The sequence below is a fragment of the Candidatus Pelagibacter sp. Uisw_130 genome (assembly GCF_047722505.1).
GTDB lineage: Bacteria > Pseudomonadota > Alphaproteobacteria > Pelagibacterales > Pelagibacteraceae > Pelagibacter.
Genome location: NZ_CP159814.1, coordinates 1,031,998 through 1,051,990, shown reverse-complemented (window position 1 = coordinate 1,051,990; position 19,993 = coordinate 1,031,998). Strand labels below are relative to the sequence as shown.

Annotated in this window: 15 protein-coding genes; 13 read left to right on the top strand and 2 right to left on the bottom strand. The window is 25.9% G+C overall.

Going from position 1 to position 19,993, the window contains the following annotated elements; all coding sequences use genetic code 11:
• From murF to ligA, 13 genes are all read left to right on the top strand, one after another.
• On the top strand, window positions 1–2,847 hold the full coding sequence (gene murF, locus ABXT55_RS05675) for a bifunctional UDP-N-acetylmuramoyl-L-alanyl-D-glutamate--2,6-diaminopimelate ligase MurE/UDP-N-acetylmuramoyl-tripeptide--D-alanyl-D-alanine ligase MurF (RefSeq protein ID WP_415284357.1): 2,847 nt from the start codon (window positions 1–3) through the stop codon (window positions 2,845–2,847).
• A complete protein-coding gene (gene mraY / locus ABXT55_RS05670; protein ID WP_415284356.1) occupies window positions 2,837–3,922 on the top strand; it encodes a phospho-N-acetylmuramoyl-pentapeptide-transferase in 1,086 nt (361 codons plus the stop codon). The genes murF and mraY overlap by 11 nt, the downstream gene beginning before the upstream one ends.
• Window positions 3,922–5,217 (top strand): UDP-N-acetylmuramoyl-L-alanine--D-glutamate ligase, encoded by a 1,296-nt coding sequence (gene murD / locus ABXT55_RS05665; protein ID WP_415284355.1) that lies wholly within the window; start codon window positions 3,922–3,924, stop codon window positions 5,215–5,217. Before mraY ends, murD begins: the two co-directional genes overlap by 1 nt.
• Window positions 5,214–6,338 (top strand): FtsW/RodA/SpoVE family cell cycle protein, encoded by a 1,125-nt coding sequence (locus tag ABXT55_RS05660; RefSeq protein ID WP_415284354.1) that lies wholly within the window; start codon window positions 5,214–5,216, stop codon window positions 6,336–6,338. The genes murD and ABXT55_RS05660 overlap by 4 nt, the downstream gene beginning before the upstream one ends.
• Window positions 6,339–7,409 carry a UDP-N-acetylglucosamine--N-acetylmuramyl-(pentapeptide) pyrophosphoryl-undecaprenol N-acetylglucosamine transferase gene (locus ABXT55_RS05655; RefSeq protein WP_415284353.1) on the top strand — a complete coding sequence of 357 codons (1,071 nt, stop codon included), beginning with the start codon at window positions 6,339–6,341 and terminating at the stop codon, window positions 7,407–7,409.
• Entirely contained in the window at window positions 7,399–8,793 is a 1,395-nt protein-coding gene (murC, locus tag ABXT55_RS05650; protein ID WP_415284351.1) for a UDP-N-acetylmuramate--L-alanine ligase, read from the top strand. Before ABXT55_RS05655 ends, murC begins: the two co-directional genes overlap by 11 nt.
• Window positions 8,763–9,701, top strand: a complete 939-nt coding sequence (gene murB, locus ABXT55_RS05645) for a UDP-N-acetylmuramate dehydrogenase (protein ID WP_415284350.1) — start codon at window positions 8,763–8,765, stop codon at window positions 9,699–9,701. The genes murC and murB overlap by 31 nt, the downstream gene beginning before the upstream one ends.
• A 1-nt stretch (window position 9,702) precedes the next feature.
• Window positions 9,703–10,617 carry a D-alanine--D-alanine ligase gene (locus ABXT55_RS05640; protein WP_415284349.1) on the top strand — a complete coding sequence of 305 codons (915 nt, stop codon included), beginning with the start codon at window positions 9,703–9,705 and terminating at the stop codon, window positions 10,615–10,617.
• The gene (locus ABXT55_RS05635) at window positions 10,598–11,275 is read left to right on the top strand and encodes a cell division protein FtsQ/DivIB (protein WP_415284348.1); all 678 of its coding nucleotides are present in this window, start codon (window positions 10,598–10,600) and stop codon (window positions 11,273–11,275) included. Before ABXT55_RS05640 ends, ABXT55_RS05635 begins: the two co-directional genes overlap by 20 nt.
• Window positions 11,275–12,384 (top strand): cell division FtsA domain-containing protein, encoded by a 1,110-nt coding sequence (locus ABXT55_RS05630; protein WP_415284347.1) that lies wholly within the window; start codon window positions 11,275–11,277, stop codon window positions 12,382–12,384. The genes ABXT55_RS05635 and ABXT55_RS05630 overlap by 1 nt, the downstream gene beginning before the upstream one ends.
• A gap of 64 nt (window positions 12,385–12,448) precedes the next feature.
• Complete coding sequence (gene lpxC / locus ABXT55_RS05625) at window positions 12,449–13,369, top strand: UDP-3-O-acyl-N-acetylglucosamine deacetylase (protein ID WP_415284346.1); 921 nt, start codon at window positions 12,449–12,451, stop codon at window positions 13,367–13,369.
• Window positions 13,370–13,400: 31 nt separating this feature from the next.
• Window positions 13,401–14,243 carry an outer membrane protein assembly factor BamD gene (locus tag ABXT55_RS05620; protein WP_415284345.1) on the top strand — a complete coding sequence of 281 codons (843 nt, stop codon included), beginning with the start codon at window positions 13,401–13,403 and terminating at the stop codon, window positions 14,241–14,243.
• A 1-nt stretch (window position 14,244) separates the two neighbouring features.
• A complete protein-coding gene (ligA, locus tag ABXT55_RS05615) occupies window positions 14,245–16,275 on the top strand; it encodes an NAD-dependent DNA ligase LigA (RefSeq protein ID WP_415284344.1) in 2,031 nt (676 codons plus the stop codon).
• On the opposite strand, the gene ABXT55_RS05610 is transcribed toward ligA, so the two are convergent.
• Window positions 16,258–17,952 carry a M24 family metallopeptidase gene (locus tag ABXT55_RS05610; RefSeq protein WP_415284343.1) on the bottom strand — a complete coding sequence of 565 codons (1,695 nt, stop codon included), beginning with the start codon at window positions 17,950–17,952 and terminating at the stop codon, window positions 16,258–16,260. The genes ligA and ABXT55_RS05610 overlap by 18 nt on opposite strands.
• A complete protein-coding gene (locus tag ABXT55_RS05605) occupies window positions 17,949–19,979 on the bottom strand; it encodes an ATP-dependent helicase (protein WP_415284342.1) in 2,031 nt (676 codons plus the stop codon). The genes ABXT55_RS05610 and ABXT55_RS05605 overlap by 4 nt, the downstream gene beginning before the upstream one ends.
• Between the last annotated feature and the right edge of the window lie 14 nt (window positions 19,980–19,993).

Sequence of the window (19,993 nt, the reverse complement as noted above, 5' to 3'; positions counted from 1 at the left end):
ATGTTGATAGGTAGTTTTCTTAAAAATACTAACAGAGAATTTAGGAATCGTTATTTTTCTGGTCTAAGTTTTAACAGCGCAGATTGTAAAAAAGGTTATATTTTTTTTGCAATTAAAGGAACAAAATCAGACGGCAGTAAATTCATTGATGATGCAATTAAAAAGGGAGCAACAACAATTGTTTCTGAACAAAAATTTGAAGGCATAAAGAATAATATACTATTCTTAAGATCAAATGAGGTTAGAAAATCATTATCAGAATTAGCATATAGAATAAAAAAAGATAAACCAAAAAACATAATTGCTGTAACAGGAACAAATGGAAAATCTTCAATTGCAGATTTTTATTTTCAATTACTAAACTTAAGTAATAAAAAAGTAGCTTCTATTGGAACATTGGGAGTTAAGACAAAAAATAATTTAAAGAAGGTTTCTAATACCACATTAGATCCAATTGGATTAAGCAAAATATTAAATGATTTAAAAAAAAAAAGAATTGATAATGTTATATTGGAAGCTTCTAGTCATGGACTTAAGCAAAATAGACTTGATGGCTTGAAATTTAATATTGCAATTTTTACAAATTTATCTCATGATCATTTAGATTATCACAAAACATTTAATGACTATCTTAAATCAAAATTATATCTATTTGAGAAGCTATTAAAACCTAGAGGAAGCATTATTACTGATAGTAAGATTCCAGAATATAAAAATTTAAAAAAAATATCCCTAAATAATAGATTTAATCTTCAGGTTTTATCAAAAAGTAACGATGGAATAGATATTTATTCACATCAATTTAAGGATGATAAACAAATAATTGAAATTATACACAATCAAAAACATTATAAATTACAAACAGATTTAATTGGTAGAATTCAATTAAAAAACTTATTTATGGCAATACTAGCTGCTAAAAAAAGTAATTTAAAATTTGATAAAATAGTGAAATTGGCTTTAAAGGTAAAATCAGTAAGTGGTAGGTTTGAAATAATTGGAACTTTAAAAAATAGATCAAAAGTTATTTTAGATTATGCTCATACACCCGATGCATTAAATACTTGTTTGTCTAATTTGAAAGAACAATTTGAAAATAAAAGAATTTTCATTGTATTTGGATGTGGTGGTAATAGAGATAAAGACAAGAGACCCATGATGGGAAAAATAGCCAATCAATACTGTGACAGAGTTTATTTAACAGACGATAATCCAAGAGATGAGAATCCCAAAAAGATAAGATTGGCTATTAAAAAAACGATTGATAAATCAAAAGTTTTTGAGATTTCAAACAGATCTAAAGCTATTCAAAAGGCTATATTTGATTTAAAAACTGGTGATATTTTAGTTATTGCAGGCAAAGGTCATGAACAGACTCAAGATTATGGAAAGTTTGTAAATAAATTTTCTGACAGATTGGAAATACTAAAAAATATTAAATTAAAAAATAAAATTCTTTCAACGAATCTTAAAATAAATATTTTAAAAGAGATTAGCAACTCTCCTCAAATTAATCCAAAGATAAAAATAAACAATGCATCAATTAATTCTAAAACAATAAATAAAAATGACATATTCTTTGCAATAAAAGGAAATAATAAAGATGGAAATTTATATGTTAACGAAGCTTTCCAAAATGGTGCATCATTAGTAATAGCTAACAATCAAAGAAAATCTAAAAAAAAAATTGTAGTAGATGATACATTACAGCTTTTAACAGAGGCTTCATCAAAACTAAGAGAAAATTTATCTAGTAAAATTATATCTATAACAGGCAGTTGTGGAAAAACCTCCCTTAAAGAATTGTTAGGAAAAACTTTAAGTAAGATTAGTAATGTAACTTATTCACCAAAATCTTTTAATAATAAATTTGGAGTACCGTTAAGTTTATTTAATCTAAGAGAAAATGATAAATTTGGTATTTTTGAAATTGGAATGGACAGAAAAGGTGAGATTGATTATTTATCAAAAATTATTAAACCTGATGTTGGTGTTATTACAAATATTTCTTATGCGCATATTAAAAATTTTAAGAATATTGACCAAGTAGCTTTAGCAAAGTCAGAAATTATTAATAATATAAAAACAAATGGATTTCTTGTTTTAAACAAAGATGACAAATTTTATAATTTACATAAAAAAACTGCTAAGAAAAAAAAGATAAATGTTCTTACATTTGGTTTAAAAAATAAATCAGCAGATATTTTTTTAAAAAAAATAGTTAAAGAAAAATCTAGATATAAAATATTATTAAATGTTAATAAAAAACAAACTTATTTTTATGTAAGATCAATTTTTGAAAGTTATTTAAAAAACTTATTAGCGACGATTGTAATTATATCAATTTATAAAGATACGCAAAAATTAGATAAAAATATATTTTTTGATTATGAGATAGCAAAAGGCCGTGGTGATATTACAAAAGTTAAATTTAATAAAAAGAATATTTATATAGTAGATGAAAGTTATAACTCTAATCCGCTATCATTAAAATCTGCTATAAAAAATTTTGATGAATTAAAAATTGATAACTCTAAAAAAAAATTAATACTGGGTGATATGCTGGAGTTAGGAAATTATTCAAAGAAGCTACACCTAGAGGCTGGTAAAGATATTAACAAAACTTCTCTTAAAAATATTAATGTAGTGGGCAAACATATTTTACACACTTATAAAAACCTTGATAAGCACCGTAGAGGTGTCATTTTGAAAGATAAGTCTAAAATAATTGATTTGATTAAAAATGATTTAAATAATAATGATTATTTAATGATTAAGGGTTCAAACTCTACTGGACTTAACAATCTAGTTAACAAATTAAAAACTGGTAAGTTTAATGCTTTATAGTCTTGTTACTCAATTAATTGATCAATATAGTTTTCTAAATGTATTTAAGTATTTAACATTCAGAACGGGGCTTGCAATGTTTACGTCAATGTTTGTGGTTCTATTAATAGGCACTCCTTTTATTAAATTTTTTTCAGCAAGAAAAATCTTAAATCCAATAAGAAATGATGGTCCTACCGAACATGTAATTAAGAAAATTGGAACGCCAACAATGGGGGGTGTTTTAATTTTACTTGGACTATTTTCAGGAATATTACTTTGGGGTGATCTATCAAATTATCATATATGGTTTTTGTTATTTATTGTTACAGGGTTTGGGCTATTAGGCGCATATGATGATTATAAAAAAATTAAGTTTAAAAATTCATCTGGTGTATCATTTAAATTTAAAATTATTTCTCAAATTTTAATAGCCTTTGTTGGAATTTTTGGTTTAACTCAGTTATCTCAAAATATTGAACTTACAAATTTGTATTTTCCTTTCTTTAAAAATTTAATTATTAATCTTGGATGGTTTTTTATTCCATTTTCTATTTTTATAATTGTTGGATCATCTAATGCAGTTAATTTAACAGATGGTTTAGATGGCTTAGCAACAGTGCCAGTCATATTAGTGGCAGCTTGTTTTGCATTTATTAGCTACGTAACGGGTAATATTTTATTTTCAGAATATTTAAACATTCCCTATCTTAAAGGTATGGGAGAAGTTTCAGTTTTTTGTGGATCAATCATAGGTGCTTGTTTAGGGTTTTTATGGTTTAATGCACCACCTGCTAAAATATTTATGGGTGACACTGGTTCATTGGCATTAGGTGGATCATTAGGAGCAATTGGTATTATTACCAAACATGAGATTGTTTTAGCAATAACAGGTGGTTTATTTGTACTAGAAGCTGTGTCAGTTATTATTCAAGTATTTTCATTCAAATTAACAGGAAAAAGAATTTTTAGAATGGCACCTATACACCATCATTTTGAAAAAAAAGGTTGGGCAGAATCAACGGTTGTAATTAGATTTTGGATTATATCAATAATCTTAGCAATGATTGGATTAGCGACATTAAAACTTAGATAATGTTAAATCTAGAAAAAAACTTTTTTAAAAAAAGAATATTAATTTATGGTCTAGGTAAAAGTGGTCTATCTGCTTATAGTTTTTTAAAAAAAAGTAATGTTATTAGTTTATTTGATGATCGAATAATTACTAAAAAAAAAATTAAAGATACCCACACAACATACAAAAAAATAATTAAAAAAGAATTTGACTGCATTATAATCAGTCCAGGAATAGACATTAATAAATGTAAATTAAGTAAATTTTTAAAAAAAAATCATAAAAAAATTTATACAGATTTAGATATTTTTTATAGTCGACATGCACTTAATCAAAAAATAACTATTACAGGTACAAATGGTAAATCAACTACTGCTAAGCTTTTATACGATATATTAAAAGACCAAAAAAAAGATGTTCGTTTAGTTGGCAACATAGGTAATCCAATTTTACTGGAAAAAAAGATCAAAAAAGACACTCTATTTGTAATAGAGGCTTCATCTTATCAGCTAGAATACAGCAGGTTATTTAAGACAAATATATCTATAATCTTAAACATTGCACCAGATCACCTCGAAAGGCACAAGACTATAAATAAATATGTAAGGGCTAAATTTAAATTAATAAAGAATCAATCAAAAATTGATATTGCAATTTTAAATACAAAAAATTTTTACATTAAAAAAGAATTAAAGCAAAAAAAATTTGCACCATTAATTCTGAAAATAGAAAAATATACAAGTGATAAGTTTATTAAGAAAATTGATAATCATTATTTTGATACAGATGGTAATAAAGAAAATCTGACATTTGTACTGAGGGTTTCAAAGCTATTAAATTTAAAAAGCGATCTGTTATTAAAAACATTAAAAAATTTTAAAGGGTTAAGTTATAGACAAGAAATAATTCATAATTCTAAATTTTTAAAAGTTATTAATGATTCTAAAGCAACAAGTTTTTCTTCATCAGAAAAATTATTGAAATCATTAAAAAATATTTACTGGATAATAGGTGGTTTACCTAAAAAGGGAGATAAATTTTTACTTAAAAAGGCTGATTGTAAAAAGATCAAGTTATACATTTTTGGTAAAAATCAAAAATTTTTTATTACTCAATTAAAAAATAAAATGGAGTTTCAATCATTTTTAAATTTGAAGACTTTAATGGATAAGATTTTTTTAGATATTAAAAATAAAAATAATTTTATTAACAAGACAATTCTTTTTAGCCCAGCTTCTGCATCATTTGATAGTTTTAAAAACTTTGAAGAAAGAGGTAAATATTTTAATAAACTTATAAAAGATTATATAAAATGATAAATAGTAGTTCACTTAATTCAATATATTATAACTGGTGGAAAAATATAGATAAAACAATTTTTTTATTAATAATATTTTTATTTAGTTTGGGTTTATTTTTTTCCTTAGTTTCAACTTCATTAATTGCTTCTGATAAATTAGATACAAATAATTATTTTTTCTTTTTTAAACATTTGGCCTATATTTTCATTGGATTGTTAACTTTAGTGTTTTTCTCCTCACTAAATGAAAGGAATCTTTTTAGAATCTCTATTTATCTTTTTTTTATTACTTTATTTCTTTTATTTTTAGTGCCAATTTTTGGTACTGAAGTTAAAGGTTCAAAAAGATGGCTAAATCTTTTTTTTCTTCCTCAATTTCAACCAATTGAATTACTAAAACCATTTATAATTATTTTTGTAGCAACAATTTTATGTAGTGAAAAAAATTATAATATTTATATCAAGTATTTATTGACTATTATTGCCATTATACCAACTGGCTTACTATTAATAATGCAGCCTGACATTGGTCAAACACTTTTAGTGTTTTTATCTTGGGCAATGTTAGTTTTCATATCTGGTATAAATCTACTATTGATTTTATTATTTATAAGTTTTGCTATTTTAGCCATGTTATATGTGGTTTTTTTTATCCCAAAATTTATTTATATTAAAAGTCGTATTCTTTCTTTCTTTAACCCTGATGGAGGAACCCACAATTTTCAATCTGATAAGGCTATAGAGGCAATCAGTAGTGGTGGTTTTTTTGGTAAAGGAATAGGAGAAGGTACATTAAAAACAAGAGTTCCAGAGGCTCATACCGATTATATAGTATCAGTTATTTCTGAGGAGTTTGGTGTTATTGCAATAATATTGTTATTAATTTTATTTTTGTTTTTTATTTACTCTGTTTTTAAAAAAATTTATTTAGAAAAAAGTGAAAAAATTAAACTAGTGCTAACTGGAGCAATAAGCCTAATAATTTTTCAAGCATTAATACATCTTGGGGTGAATATAAGACTATTTCCCACAACAGGAATGACACTACCATTTTTAAGTTATGGGGGTTCTTCAATTGTAGGAGTTTCTATATTATCTGGAATAATTTTGAATCTAACAAAAAGAAAAATTGATTAGATGAATAAAAAAATACTAATTAGCACCGGTGGATCAGGAGGTCATGTTATACCCGCAACCATAATATATAAACATCTAGAGGATAATTTTGAGGTTTCTATGACATCTGACTTTAGGGGCGTCAAATTTTTAAACAAAGATGAGTACAATTTAAAGATATTTAATGTGAAGCCAATTTCAAAAAATTTACTAATAATGCCATTTGATTTTCTTTTAATGATAATTTTGATTTTCAAATCTGTTTCTTTCTTAAGCAAAAATAAAATTAATATATTAATTTCGACAGGCGGATATATGTCACTCCCTCTATGTCTAGGTGCTAAAATTTTAAATATTAAGCTGTTGTTATTTGAACCAAATATGGTTTTAGGTAGATCAAACAAATTTTTTATAAGTTACTGTCAAAAAATATTTTGTTATTCTAATAATGTCAAAAAATTTCCTATTAAATTTAAAAATAAGATTAAAGTAATTCCAGCATTATTAAGAAAAAATTTTTATGATAAGAGGGATAACAATAACGCCTTAGATGCAATTAATTTACTCATAATAGGTGGCAGTCAAGGTGCTAAAATATTTGATGATTTAGTTAAAAATACAATTATTAAATTATCTAAAAAATATAAACTAAAAATTTATCAACAAACTAGTTCTATTAACTTTGAAAGTTTTAAAAAAACTTATGAAAATAACAATATTAATTGTGAATTATTCAACTTTAATGATGATGTTATAAACTTTATGCAAAAAACAGATTTATGCATTACCAGAGCAGGCGCATCAACATTAGCTGAGTTAAATTTTATCGAGATTCCATATTTAGCAATACCTTTGCCAACTGCAAAAGATAACCATCAATTTGAAAATGCTTATTTTTATAATAAACTTGGGATTAATTGGTTGTTAAATCAAAAAGAAATAGATGAGAAAATATTACTCGATAAACTAATTAATATTATTGATAATAAAGAAAAATATCTTGTTAAAAAAAAGAACATGAAAGATTTTAACTATGAAAACACATGGAATAATATAAATCAGAAAATTATATCTGTTATTAATGAAAATTGAATTAGCTAAAACTGAAATTATACATTTTGTTGGGATAGGCGGTATTGGAATGAGTGGCCTAGCACTCATTATGAAAAGAATGGGGTTTAATGTTCAGGGTAGCGACGTTCTTGCAAATAAAAATATTGAAAGATTAAAAAGAGATAAGATTAAAATTACAATTAGTCATACTAAAAAAAATATAGAAAAGGCAACAATTGTTGTCATTTCATCAGCTATTAAAAATAATAACCCTGAATTAATTGAAGCCAAACTAAAACAATTGCCTATTTATAAAAGAGGAGAGATGTTAGCAAATATAGTCTCTTTAACAAAAAATATAGTTGTTACAGGTTCACATGGAAAAACAACAACTACGTCTCTATTAGCCTCAATATTTTCAAAGACAAAATTAGACCCAACAATTATTAATGGTGGTGTACTTAATGCAATAAAAAATTCTGCAAAACTAGGTAAAAGTGATTGGTGTATATTAGAGGCTGATGAGTCAGATGGTAGCTTCATACATATACCACCAACTTATTCTATAGTAACAAATATTGATCGTGAGCATATGGATTTTTATAATTCAATGAAAGATCTTAAAGAATTATTTATTAAATTTATCAATAAAGTCCCTTCGTTTGGAAAGTCTTTTATTTGTATAGATGACAAAAATAATAAAGATTTATTAAGTAAATTAAAAATGAAGAATTATTATACATATGGAATTGACCATAAATCACATTTCTGTATTAAAAATATAAAACAAGAAAAAGAATATTCGCAATATGATCTTGCTATAAATTTACCAGGAAAAAAGAATTTAACTATAAGAAAAATTAAATTACCATTATTAGGAATTCACAATATTAGAAACTCTACAGCAGCAGTAGCTGTGGCATTAACAATTGGAATATCACAAAATATTATCAAAAAAGGATTGAAAGAATTTAAGGGTGTTCAAAGAAGATTTAATAAAATTTTTACACATAGAGAAACTAATTTTTATGATGATTATGCCCATCATCCAACTGAAATTAGAGAAGTGCTAAATGGTGTGAGAGCCGCTTATAAGAGGGAAGAAGTGATTTGCATATTTCAACCACACAGAATTTCCAGATTAAAAGATCTTAAAAAAGAATTTAGCTTATCATTTAAAAAAGCTGATGTTGTAATATTATGTCCTATATATACAGCTGGAGAAAAAATAAAATTAGGTTTTAAATATAATAATTTTGCAAAAGATATTATTAAAAATTCAAAAGTAAAACTGTTTATGGTTGAGGATCAGTATCAATTAGCAAAATTTATTAAAAATACTATTTTTGGTAAAAAGATAGTTGTTGGTATGGGTGCAGGTACAATTTCAACATGGATGAGACAATTACCAGGATTGATTTAATGAACAGTGAAGAAATAAGAAGATTTTCAGATGAAATTAGCAGCAAAATTCACTTTGATTATGATTTAAAAAAGAGCAATTGGTTTAATATTGGCGGACAAGCCAAAGTTTACTTTAGACCAGATAGTTTGTCTGACTTAATTTTGTTTTTAAAAAGATTTGGAGAAAAAGAAAAAGTACATATTTTAGGTGCGGGCTCGAATACTCTTATAAGTGATGAAAAATTTGACGGCGTTGTTATCAAGTTAGGAAAAAATTTTTCCAATATCTCCATATTACCAAATGATGTCATAATAGCAGGCAGTGCCTGTCTTGATAAAAAGCTTTCTGATTTTGCGCTGAATAATGGAATAGGTGGATTTGAATTTTTAGCATGCATACCAGGTACTATAGGTGGGGGAATAAAGATGAATGCTGGATGTTTTAATAAAGAGTTTAAAGATGTGCTAGTATCAATTCAAGTAATTGATAAAAATGGACAGGTTTTAACAATACCAGCGAGTAAAGTTATATTCAAATACCGAGGTAATGATTTAAAAGAGGACTTAATTTTTTTAAGTGCATCGTTTAAAGGATTAAGAAAAAATAAAGAAGAAATCGAAAAAGAAGTTTTAGAATTAAAGGAAAAGAAAGATAATGCACAACCAACAAAATTAAAAACAAGTGGCAGCACGTTCAAGAATCCAATTGATCAAACTGATAAAAAAGTTTGGCAATTGATAAAAGAATCTGTAGCACTAGATACCAGCTTTGGAGATGCTCATATTTCAAATAAGCACTGTAATTTTTTTGTAAATAAAAATAATGCCAGCTTTGAAGATATGAATAAATTGATTGAATTTGTTAAGACAAGCGTGGAAAAAAAAACTGGAATAGTATTAGAAAAAGAAATTAAAATTTTAAAATAAAATGAAAAAAAAAATCTTAATATTATCTGGTGGTATATCCAAGGAACGGCTAATTAGCTTAGATACTGGAAAACAAGTTGCCAAAGAGTTAATCAAAAATGGATATAAGGTTTTAATTAGTGAGCCTGATAAAAGTCTATCAAAAAATATTACTTTATTTAAACCAGATATAATTTTTAATGCGCTGCATGGACAATTTGGTGAGGATGGATACATTCAAACGATCTTAGAGACTAAAAAAATTCCATATACGCACTCAGGTATAATTGCGTCATCTATAGCAATGGATAAAGAAATTTCAAAAAAAATTTTTATAAAAAAAAAAATACTTACTCCAAAATATATTAAATTTAATCATAAAAAAAATAAACTCAATATTATAAAATTAATTCAAAAAAAATTAAAATTCCCTGTAGTAGCAAAACCTATAAATGAAGGGTCCAGCGTTCATGTATATATTTGTGACAAGACTAATATAATAAAAAATCTAAAAGCTTTAAAAGGTTATAATGAAATATTAATTGAGGAATTTATACCAGGTAGAGAAATCCAAGTTGCAATAATGGATAATAAAACACTTGGTGCAATTGAACTTGAGCCTAAAAGAAAGTTTTATGATTATGAGGCAAAATATAATTCTAGTGCTAAGACCAAGCACTTAATTCCTGTAGATTTGAGTAAAAATAATCTAGCTAAAATTACTAGCATAGCAAGAGAAGCTCATAAAATTATAGGCTGTAAAGGTGTTACGAGATCTGACTTTAAATTTTTTAATGGGAAGTTTTATTTACTAGAGATAAATACACAGCCTGGAATGACTAAACTTTCATTGGTCCCTGAGATAGCAAAATATAAAGGTATAAGCTTTATAAAATTAGTTGAATGGATTCTAAAAGATGCATCAATCAACAGGTAAAAAAAATAAGATAATAATTTATTTATTATTTTTATTCATTTTAAGCACTACTAGTGCAAAGTTGATAAATGATCAAAAAAAAATATCTTTATCAATAAGTAAAATTAATATTACAGGTCTTTCTGAGAGAAAAAATTCAGAGATCTTAAATAACCTTAATAACCTTTTATATAAAAGTATATTTGTCATTAGTGAGGATGAAATAAGAAAGATTTTGGAAAAACATAATATTATACAAGAGTTTAATATAAAAAAAATTTACCCATCTACACTTAACATTGAAATTAAACGAACTAAATTTATTGCTCGAGTTTCTAATAATAGTCAATATCTAGTAGGTGATAATGGTAAATTAATTGAAGATAAAAGTAACAATGAATTACTCCCATACATTTTTGGTGAATTTAATTCTGATGATTTTTTGTCATTTAAAAAAGATATTGAAAAATCTGTGTTTTCTTTTTCAAATTTAAAAGAATTATCTTTTTTCCCATCAGGTAGGTGGGATATATTAACTGATAGGGATATTTTGATTAAGCTACCACAAGAACATATTATTGAGTCATTAAATTTATCTAAGAAACTTATCAATAATGATAATTTTAAAGATTATAAATTTATTGATTTGAGAATAAAAAATCATTTAGTTGTCAAGTAATGAGTGATAAAAAATTTCAAACAATAATTGACTGTGGCTTTTCTAAAATAAGAGCAGGTGCATTTAATGAAGAAGACAAGAACAATCCTTTTTTTATTGAGAGTAATTTTTATACAGATCAATTTAATTTCAAATTAGATATTCAAAAAATTGTTGCATCACTAGAAAAATCCACAAATCAATATATTGATAATATCGACCTGATGATAGATAGTTCAAAAACAATTTCTGTTGCAATTTCTGTATTTAAAAAAATTGAAGAACTGAAATTAAGACAAGATGATATTTTATTTTTAATCCAAGAAGCTAAACAACAAATAAAAAAATATTATTCAGATTATAATATTGCACATATAATTATAAATAATTATAAAATTGATAATATTGATTACTCTGAGTTGCCAGATGAAATTGATTGCCAATTCATATCACTGGATATTATTTTTATCTGTCTTCCAAGTGAGTTAGTACTTACTTTTAAAAATATTTTTTCAGAATTAAATATATCAATTAATCAAATAATTTGTTCTAGTTATGCAAAATCAATCAATTATAAAATTAATTTAAATTTAACAGGAGAGGTATCTTTCATTGATATTGGTTTTAAAAAAACATCAATTATTTCCTTTAACAATGAAAAATTAATTTTTTTAGACGTTCTGCCAATAGGCGGAAATCATATTACTAAAGATATTTCTCTACTTTTAAAGATTGATATTAATGAAGCAGAAAAACTTAAATTAAATTTAGAAAAAAATAACTCACAAACTGATAATCCAAATTTTTCTTTGGAAATGCTACAAAAAATAGCTTTTGCTAGAACAGAGGAAATTTTGGAATTATGTGATAAATCTCTTGTCTCAAATTTGAAGATAAAGACTCAATCCAAGATGATATTGATGGGTGAAGGATCAAAAATTTTAGATAATAAATTTAAAGATAAAATTTCATTTTCTAAAGATATTGATTTCTTGGAGGAAACCTTGGGAGATGTTTGCCAGTCTGGTTACAAATTAAGAAAAACACATAACAAACAAGAGGTTGTAGTGGTGCCAAAAAAACAAATAAAACAGGGTTTTTTTGAAAAACTTTTTCATCTATTTAGATAAAATAGTATTTTCCTGTAACATTTCTTGTTTTTCTTAATTTAGTTCAACTATTTATAAGATTTCAATGTCTGTTTTAAATCAAAAAACAATTAATAAAGATATTACGTTTAAAGGCGTAGGCCTCCACAGTGGTAAAGCCGTAACAATGACAGTAAAACCTGCGGCACCAAATTCTGGAGTAATTTTTAAAAGAATAGATCTTAAGGGAAATAATATAATCATACCGAATATATTTAATGTCAGTAGTGCAATATTTTGTACAACTATTTCAAATGAAGATGGTGCAAGTGTGTCAACAATAGAACATTTGATGGGAGCTTTATATGGATTGGGTGTCGATAATGCTTTAGTTGAAATTGACAATCAAGAAGCACCAATTTTAGATGGATCCGCAAAATTATTTGTTGAAGCAATTTCTAAAATTGGGATTAAGCATAGCGATGCGCCCATTAAGATAATTAAGATTCAAAAAAAGATAGAGTTTATTGATGGTAACAAAACAATCTCGATTGAACCAAGTAAAATTAGTTTAGATATAGACTTTGAATTAAAATACGAAAATGAAGTTATAGGAACTCAAAGAAATTCAGTAAAAGTATTTGAGTCGGACTTGAGTGATATTTATAATTCTAGAACATTTTGTTTGTATGAGGATATAGAAAAATTAAAAGGGATGGGTTTGGCCAAAGGCGGCAAACTTGATAACGCAATAGTAGTTAAAAATAATAAGATATTAAATGAAAATGGCCTTAGAAATGAAAAAGAATTTGTAAACCATAAAATTTTAGACTGCATGGGAGACCTGTATTTAGCTGGCTATAAGATAATAGGAAAAATAATTTGTTCTCAAGGTGGTCATAAGCTAACTAATCAATTATTAAGAAAAGTTTTTGATAATAGAGAAAATTATTCTTTACTAGAAATTAAAGAAAAAAGTCTGCCTTATTCATTGGTCAATAAAAAACATTTAAGATCTATCGCTTAAATTTTTTTTATTATATAAATAAAAAATCACAATGAAATTTATAATCAAATTAAGTTTAGTATTCCTAATAACATTTGCTCTATACTCTTGTAGTAAACCAAAAGAAAATATTTCACTAATTAAAGAAATAACTCAAGAAGAAGAATTAATTACAACCTACAAAAAAGCGCTTGACTCATTAAACAAGGGAGACCCATATTATGCCTCTAAAAAATTTTTAGAAACTGAAATGTTATTTCCACAATCAGATTGGGCTCCTAAGTCTGCTTTGATGGCTGCTTATTCTTATTATGTTCAAGATTATTATGCGGAATCAATATTTCATTTAGAGAGATATTTGAACACTTATCCAAATGATACTAGGGTTAGCTATGGACATTTTTTATTAGCAATGTCTCACTACCAAAAAATTGTAGGAGAAAAAAATGATCTAAAACCATTAATGGAAGCAAGAGATAAATTTCAATTTATTATTGAAACTTACCCTAATACAGACTTTGCAGTAGATTCAAAATTTAAAATAGATTTGATAAATGAAATAATGGCATCCAAAGAAATGTATATAGCCAGACACTATGTGAAAAAAAAAAAATGGATAGCAGCAATTAATAGATTTAAGACAATTATAGAAGATTATGAAACCACGATCTATGTTGAGGAGTCTATCCATAGATTAGTTGAAATCTATTATTATTTAGGCCTTCTGGAAGAGTCCAAAAAATATGCAAGTTTTTTAGGATATAATTATGGATCTAGCCAGTGGTATCAAGCATCCTATAAATTGTTTAATAAAGATTATGAAAAAAAAATAGTTAAATTAGATAAAAAAGAAAAAAAAGGAATAATTAAAAAATTTAAAAAACTATTTGAATAACGTGACTGAAGACACTGTCCAAAAAAAGTATTTAGAAAAAATAAAACTATATCAAAAATATAATAGATTATATTATAATGATGACAAACCTATTGTTACTGATCAAACGTATGATATTTTAAAAAAAGAAATAATTGATTTAGAAAATAAATATAACTTTTTACAAAGTGAACAATCACCAACAAAATCAGTAGGCTTTAAACCATCTAAAAACTTTCAAAAAATCAAGCATAAAGTTCCAATGTTGTCGCTTGGAAATGCTTTTAATGAGGAAGATTTAAAAACTTTTGAAAAAAAAATATTAAGTTTTTTAAGTTTAAAAGAAATAACAGAAATTGATTATAGTGCAGAACCCAAAATTGATGGAATATCAGCTTCGTTAATTTATATTAATGGAAAATTTACAAAGGGACTCTCTAGAGGAGATGGTACAGAAGGAGAGGATATAACAAGAAATTTAAAAACTATTAATGATATACCGCAAGAAATAATAGAGAAAGGTTTTCCAAGTGAAATTGATATTAGGGGAGAGGTGTTTATAGAAAATAGTGACTTTAAAAAAATTAGTGCAAAATTTGCTAATCCACGAAACGCAGCGTCAGGGTCATTAAGACAAAAAGATCCCAACATTACCTCAAGAATACCACTTAAATTTATTGCATATACCTTTGGTTACGCTAAAGAAATGAGCATTAATAACCAAACCAATTTTTTAAAAGGTTTAAAGATATGGGGCTTTAAAACAAATCAATATAATAAAAAAATTTCTGGTATTAAAAACTTAATTCAAAATCATAAAGACCTAGAAGAAAAAAGGAAAGAAATAGCATTTGATATTGATGGTGTTGTTTACAAAGTTAATGATTTTAGCTTACAAAAAAGATTAGGTTTTGCCGCCAACGCCCCAAGGTGGGCAATAGCACATAAATTTTCTGCAAATAGCTCAATTTCTGAAATAATAAATATTGAAATTCAAATAGGAAGAACAGGCGCTCTAACACCTGTTGCAAAAATTAAACCTGTTAATATTGGCGGTGTAATAGTTTCGAATGCAACACTTCACAATGAAGATGAAATTATTCGAAAAGACATAAGAATTGGAGATACTGTCACAGTTGAAAGAGCCGGTGATGTAATACCTCATGTTGTTTCAGTGGATTTAAAAAAAAGAAATAAAAATTCAAAAAAATTTATTTTCCCATTAAATTGTCCATCTTGTGGTAGCAAAACGGTAAAAGATTATAACGAGATAACTAAAAGACAAGATGCTGTTAGGAGATGTGTTAGCAAAGGTTATGAATGTGAAAAAATTGCTATAGAAAAAATTAAACATTTTGTATCAAAAGAAGCATTTAATATTGATGGTTTTGGAAAAAAAATTGTAGAAACTTTTTGGCATTTAAAGCTAATTAGATCACCACAGGATATTTTTAATCTCGATTATGATAAGATAAAAAAATTAGAAGGTTGGGGACAATTGTCAGTATCAAATTTAAAGTTTTCAATAAAACAAAAAATAAATATTTCATTAGATAGGTTCATCTTTGCATTAGGGATCAGGCATATAGGACAAGAAAATGCTAAACTTATAGCCAGACATTTAAAATCACCTAGTAATTTTTTTAAATTATCTAATAACAAAAATATAGATAATTTGTATAATATTAATGGAATAGGTAACACACAAATTCAATCAATTACAAAATTTTTTTTAAATAAAACAAATCTTAACGTTTTATCGGAATTAGAAAAAAATCTTAAAATTCAAAACATGGTATTAATAGATAATAAAGGATTGTTAAATAACAACACTTTTATGTTAACAGGAAAGTTAAATGGAGTCAGTAGAGCAGAAGCAAAATCATTAATTGAACAAAATTCTGGAAAAATAATTAACAACGTCAATAAAAAACTTAACTATTTGATTGTTGGCGAGAAACCAACAACTAAAAAAATCAATACAGCTAGAGAATTAAATATAAAAATTATTGACCAAAAAGAATGGTTTAAAATGTTAAATAAGACTAGCTAACCACATTCTTTCTTTTTTATTTAATGAATCTGAATATTCATAATAAATTTTTAAATGATATCTAAATAAATAGTCTTTTTCATATTCGTCTAATAATTGGTAATTAATTAAATCTTTTTCAATGGGTACCAAAGTAAGATTTTCAAAAGATAATTTTTTTTTTAATTTTTTTGTATAAACTAAGTTTTCTATTCTAATCCCAAAATGATTTTCTTTATAATATCCTGGTTCATTGCTTAAAATCATTCCTTTCTCAATTTTGATATTATTGTATTTAGAAATTGATTGAGGGCCCTCATGTACATTTAAAAAAAAGCCAACACCATGACCGGTCCCATGTGCGTAATCCTTACCATCCTTTTTTAAAAATTTTCTTGCCCTAATATCAATTTTTTTCCCAGTATTAGCTTTATTTAAATTAGTTTTAACAACGGCGATATGACCTTTCAAGACATTAGTGTAGGCATTTTTAATGGCTAACTTTTGCTTGGTGAAACAAATTGTTCTTGTGACGTCGGTTGTTCCATATTTATACTGACCTCCTGAGTCGACTAAAAAAATATCCTTTTTAAAAATTTTTTGAGTATTTTTACTTGTAGCTCTATAGTGAACTATGGCTCCATTTGATCCCGTTCCAGCTATAGTATTAAAACTTGGAAACAAATATTTTTTATTGAGTTTTCTAAATTTTTCTAATTTATTTTGAGCATCGACTTCTGTTATAGTTTTCTTGTTAATATTTTTAATCCAATAAATAAATCTTGTTAATGCCAATCCATCTTTTTTATGAGCCTCAATCATATGTTTTATTTCACACATATTTTTTATCGATTTTAATTTATAGATAGGGTCATTTAACTTTAATATTTTAAATTTTGTTTTGATAATATTTTCATAAAAAATTGAACATGTTTTATTATCAATTATAAAATTCCTTCCAGACAATTGATTTATTGTAGTCAAAAATTCACTGTTATTAATGACTTGATTTTTTTTGATTTTTTTTTCTTTAATAATATTAAACGTTTTAGTTTTTTCGGAAAATAAATGTATTTTTTTATTTTTATCTATAATTAATCTCGCGTTGGGTATTGGGCTGTTTGGGTTATCATGTCCTCTGATATTTAACAACCAGGCTACATTTTCAGGAGCACTAACAAATAAAAAATCAGCTTTTTTTGAATTTAAAAAACTTGCGACTTTAGAAATTTTTGAATGATGGGTTTCACCTACTATTTTTTTTTCTAATGAATAAAAAGGTTTTGTTATTTTTTCTTTGAATATTGATATTTCATCAATCAGATTTTGACCAATCGAAATAAGATTGTTGTGTGCAAAATATTTTTTAAGAGTTTTGTTTGTAAATAAACTTGGATCATAACCTAAATTATAATTCTTAATAACTTTATGTGGAAGTTTTTTATGAATTTCAATTATGTTAAAACTTTTTGAAGATTCTTGATAAGCTTGGATAGTGTATCTACCATCAACAAATAAATAATTTTTTTTTTTTAATATGACTGCAATGCCGGCTGAACCAGAAAATTTTGTAATTATTTTTAATCTATCGTTTTTTGCGTATTCAGAAAAATAATCATCATTTTTAGGAATAATATATCCATCAATTTTATATTTATGAAATTTTTTTCTTAATATATTTATTTTATTCTTAATCATTTGATTCTTTTTTGATATCTTATCCAACCAGGACTTCTTGTCTCTTCATTTGCCTCAAAATCTTGGTTAAATTCAAAATCATCTTCTTTGCTCTCATCAAAAAATGAGTTTTTTTCTAAAAATTCTTCTGGTAGCTCTTCAATAAATCTTGAAGCCAAACTATCTATCCAATTTCCTTGATAAAACCTATTCATAGCAAATGAAATTAAGGCTTTTTTTTTAGCTCTTGTTATACCTACGTATGCCAACCTTCTTTCTTCTTCAAGTCCGTTTTGACCTTTTTCTTCAATAGATTTTTGGTGTGGAAAAAGACCCTCTTCCCAACCAGGTAAAAATACAACATCAAATTCAAGTCCTTTTGAGCCATGCATAGTCATCATATTAACTTTTTCACCATCCCAATCTTGATCAATTGAAGTTGCTAAAGCAACATGCTCTAAAAAACTTTCTAAGTTATCAAATTCCTTCATAGCACTTAAAAGTTCTTTAATATTTTCAAGTTTATTTTCATTTTCTAAATCTTTTTTATTTTTCAGCATCGACGAATAACCTGACTCATCTAAAACTAATTGTAGAAGCTTAATGTGATTGATTTTTTTTATATTAATATCATTTCTCCATTTATCCATTAAGAATAAAAAAGAACTTAAACCTATTTTTGTTTTTGGTTTAATTAAATTTTTTTCAATTAATTGTTTTGAGGATATTTCTAAACTTACAGAGTTTTCTTTTGAAAACTGATGTATTAATTTAATAGTACTTTCGCCAATAGATCTCTTAGGATTATTTACTATTCTGTCAAAAGCTAAATCATCTTTGTGTTGATGAATTAATCTTAGATAAGCAACACAGTCCTTAATTTCAGCTCTTTCATAAAATTTTGTCCCTCCCAAAATTCTATAAGGTAGACCAATTTTTAAAAAACGTTCCTCAAACTCTCTAGTTTGAAAGATCGCTCTAACTAAAATTGCTATATTGTTAAATGAATATTTTTTTTTAAGTTTTTGTTCTATTTCATCTGAAACTCCTATTGCCTCATCCTTTCCGTTTTTAAAACAATTAAGTTTAACAAGATCACCTTCTTCCATTGTTGTTTTTAAAGTTTTACCAACTCGGTTTTGATTGTTGGCTATCAAATTTGAAGCTACAGATAAAATATTTTGAGATGATCGATAATTTTCTTCTAATCTGATTACTTTTACATCTTTATAAACTTTATCAAATTCCAAAAAATTTTTAATTTCAGCACCACGCCAACTATAAATGGACTGATCATCGTCACCAACACAGCATAAATTTTTATGTTTTTCAGACAACAGATAAAGCCATCTACTTTGAATATAGTTTGTATCTTGATATTCATCGACCAAAACATATTTAAAATTATTCGAATATATCTCTCTTATATCTAAATTTCTTTCTAAAATTTTTACAACATGCAGAATTAAATCACCAAAGTCACAAGCATTAAGGTCCAATAGTTTTTGTTGATAGATCTTATAAAGAGGGAGTACAGTTTTTTCATATATGTCGTTTTTAGTAATAATGACTTCATTTGGGTAAAAGCCTTTATTTTTCCATCTATCTATGATTGATAAAATGTATTTAGGAGCTAGTTGTTTGATGTCTATGTTCTCTGACTTGCATATATTCTTAATTAATCTCACCTGATCATCAGTATCAATAATTGTAAAATTACTAGTGAGACCTGCAGCAGGAGCATGTTTTCTCAATAATTTTGCACAAATAGAGTGAAATGTTCCAAGCCAAGACAGTCCTATTGCCTCCGAGTTAAGCATTGTGCTTACTCTACTTTGCATTTCTTTTGCAGCCTTATTGGTAAAAGTCACAGATAATATTTGATTTGGAAAGGCCTTCTTTTCTTTAATAATATGGGCAATTCTAGAGGTTAAAACTTTAGTTTTCCCAGAACCAGCACCTGCAACTATTAATAATGGTCCATCAAGGTGTAAAACAGCCTCTTTTTGAGCATTGTTAAGATTGTTTAAATATTCAGAGTTTATCATTTTTAAAATTTCAT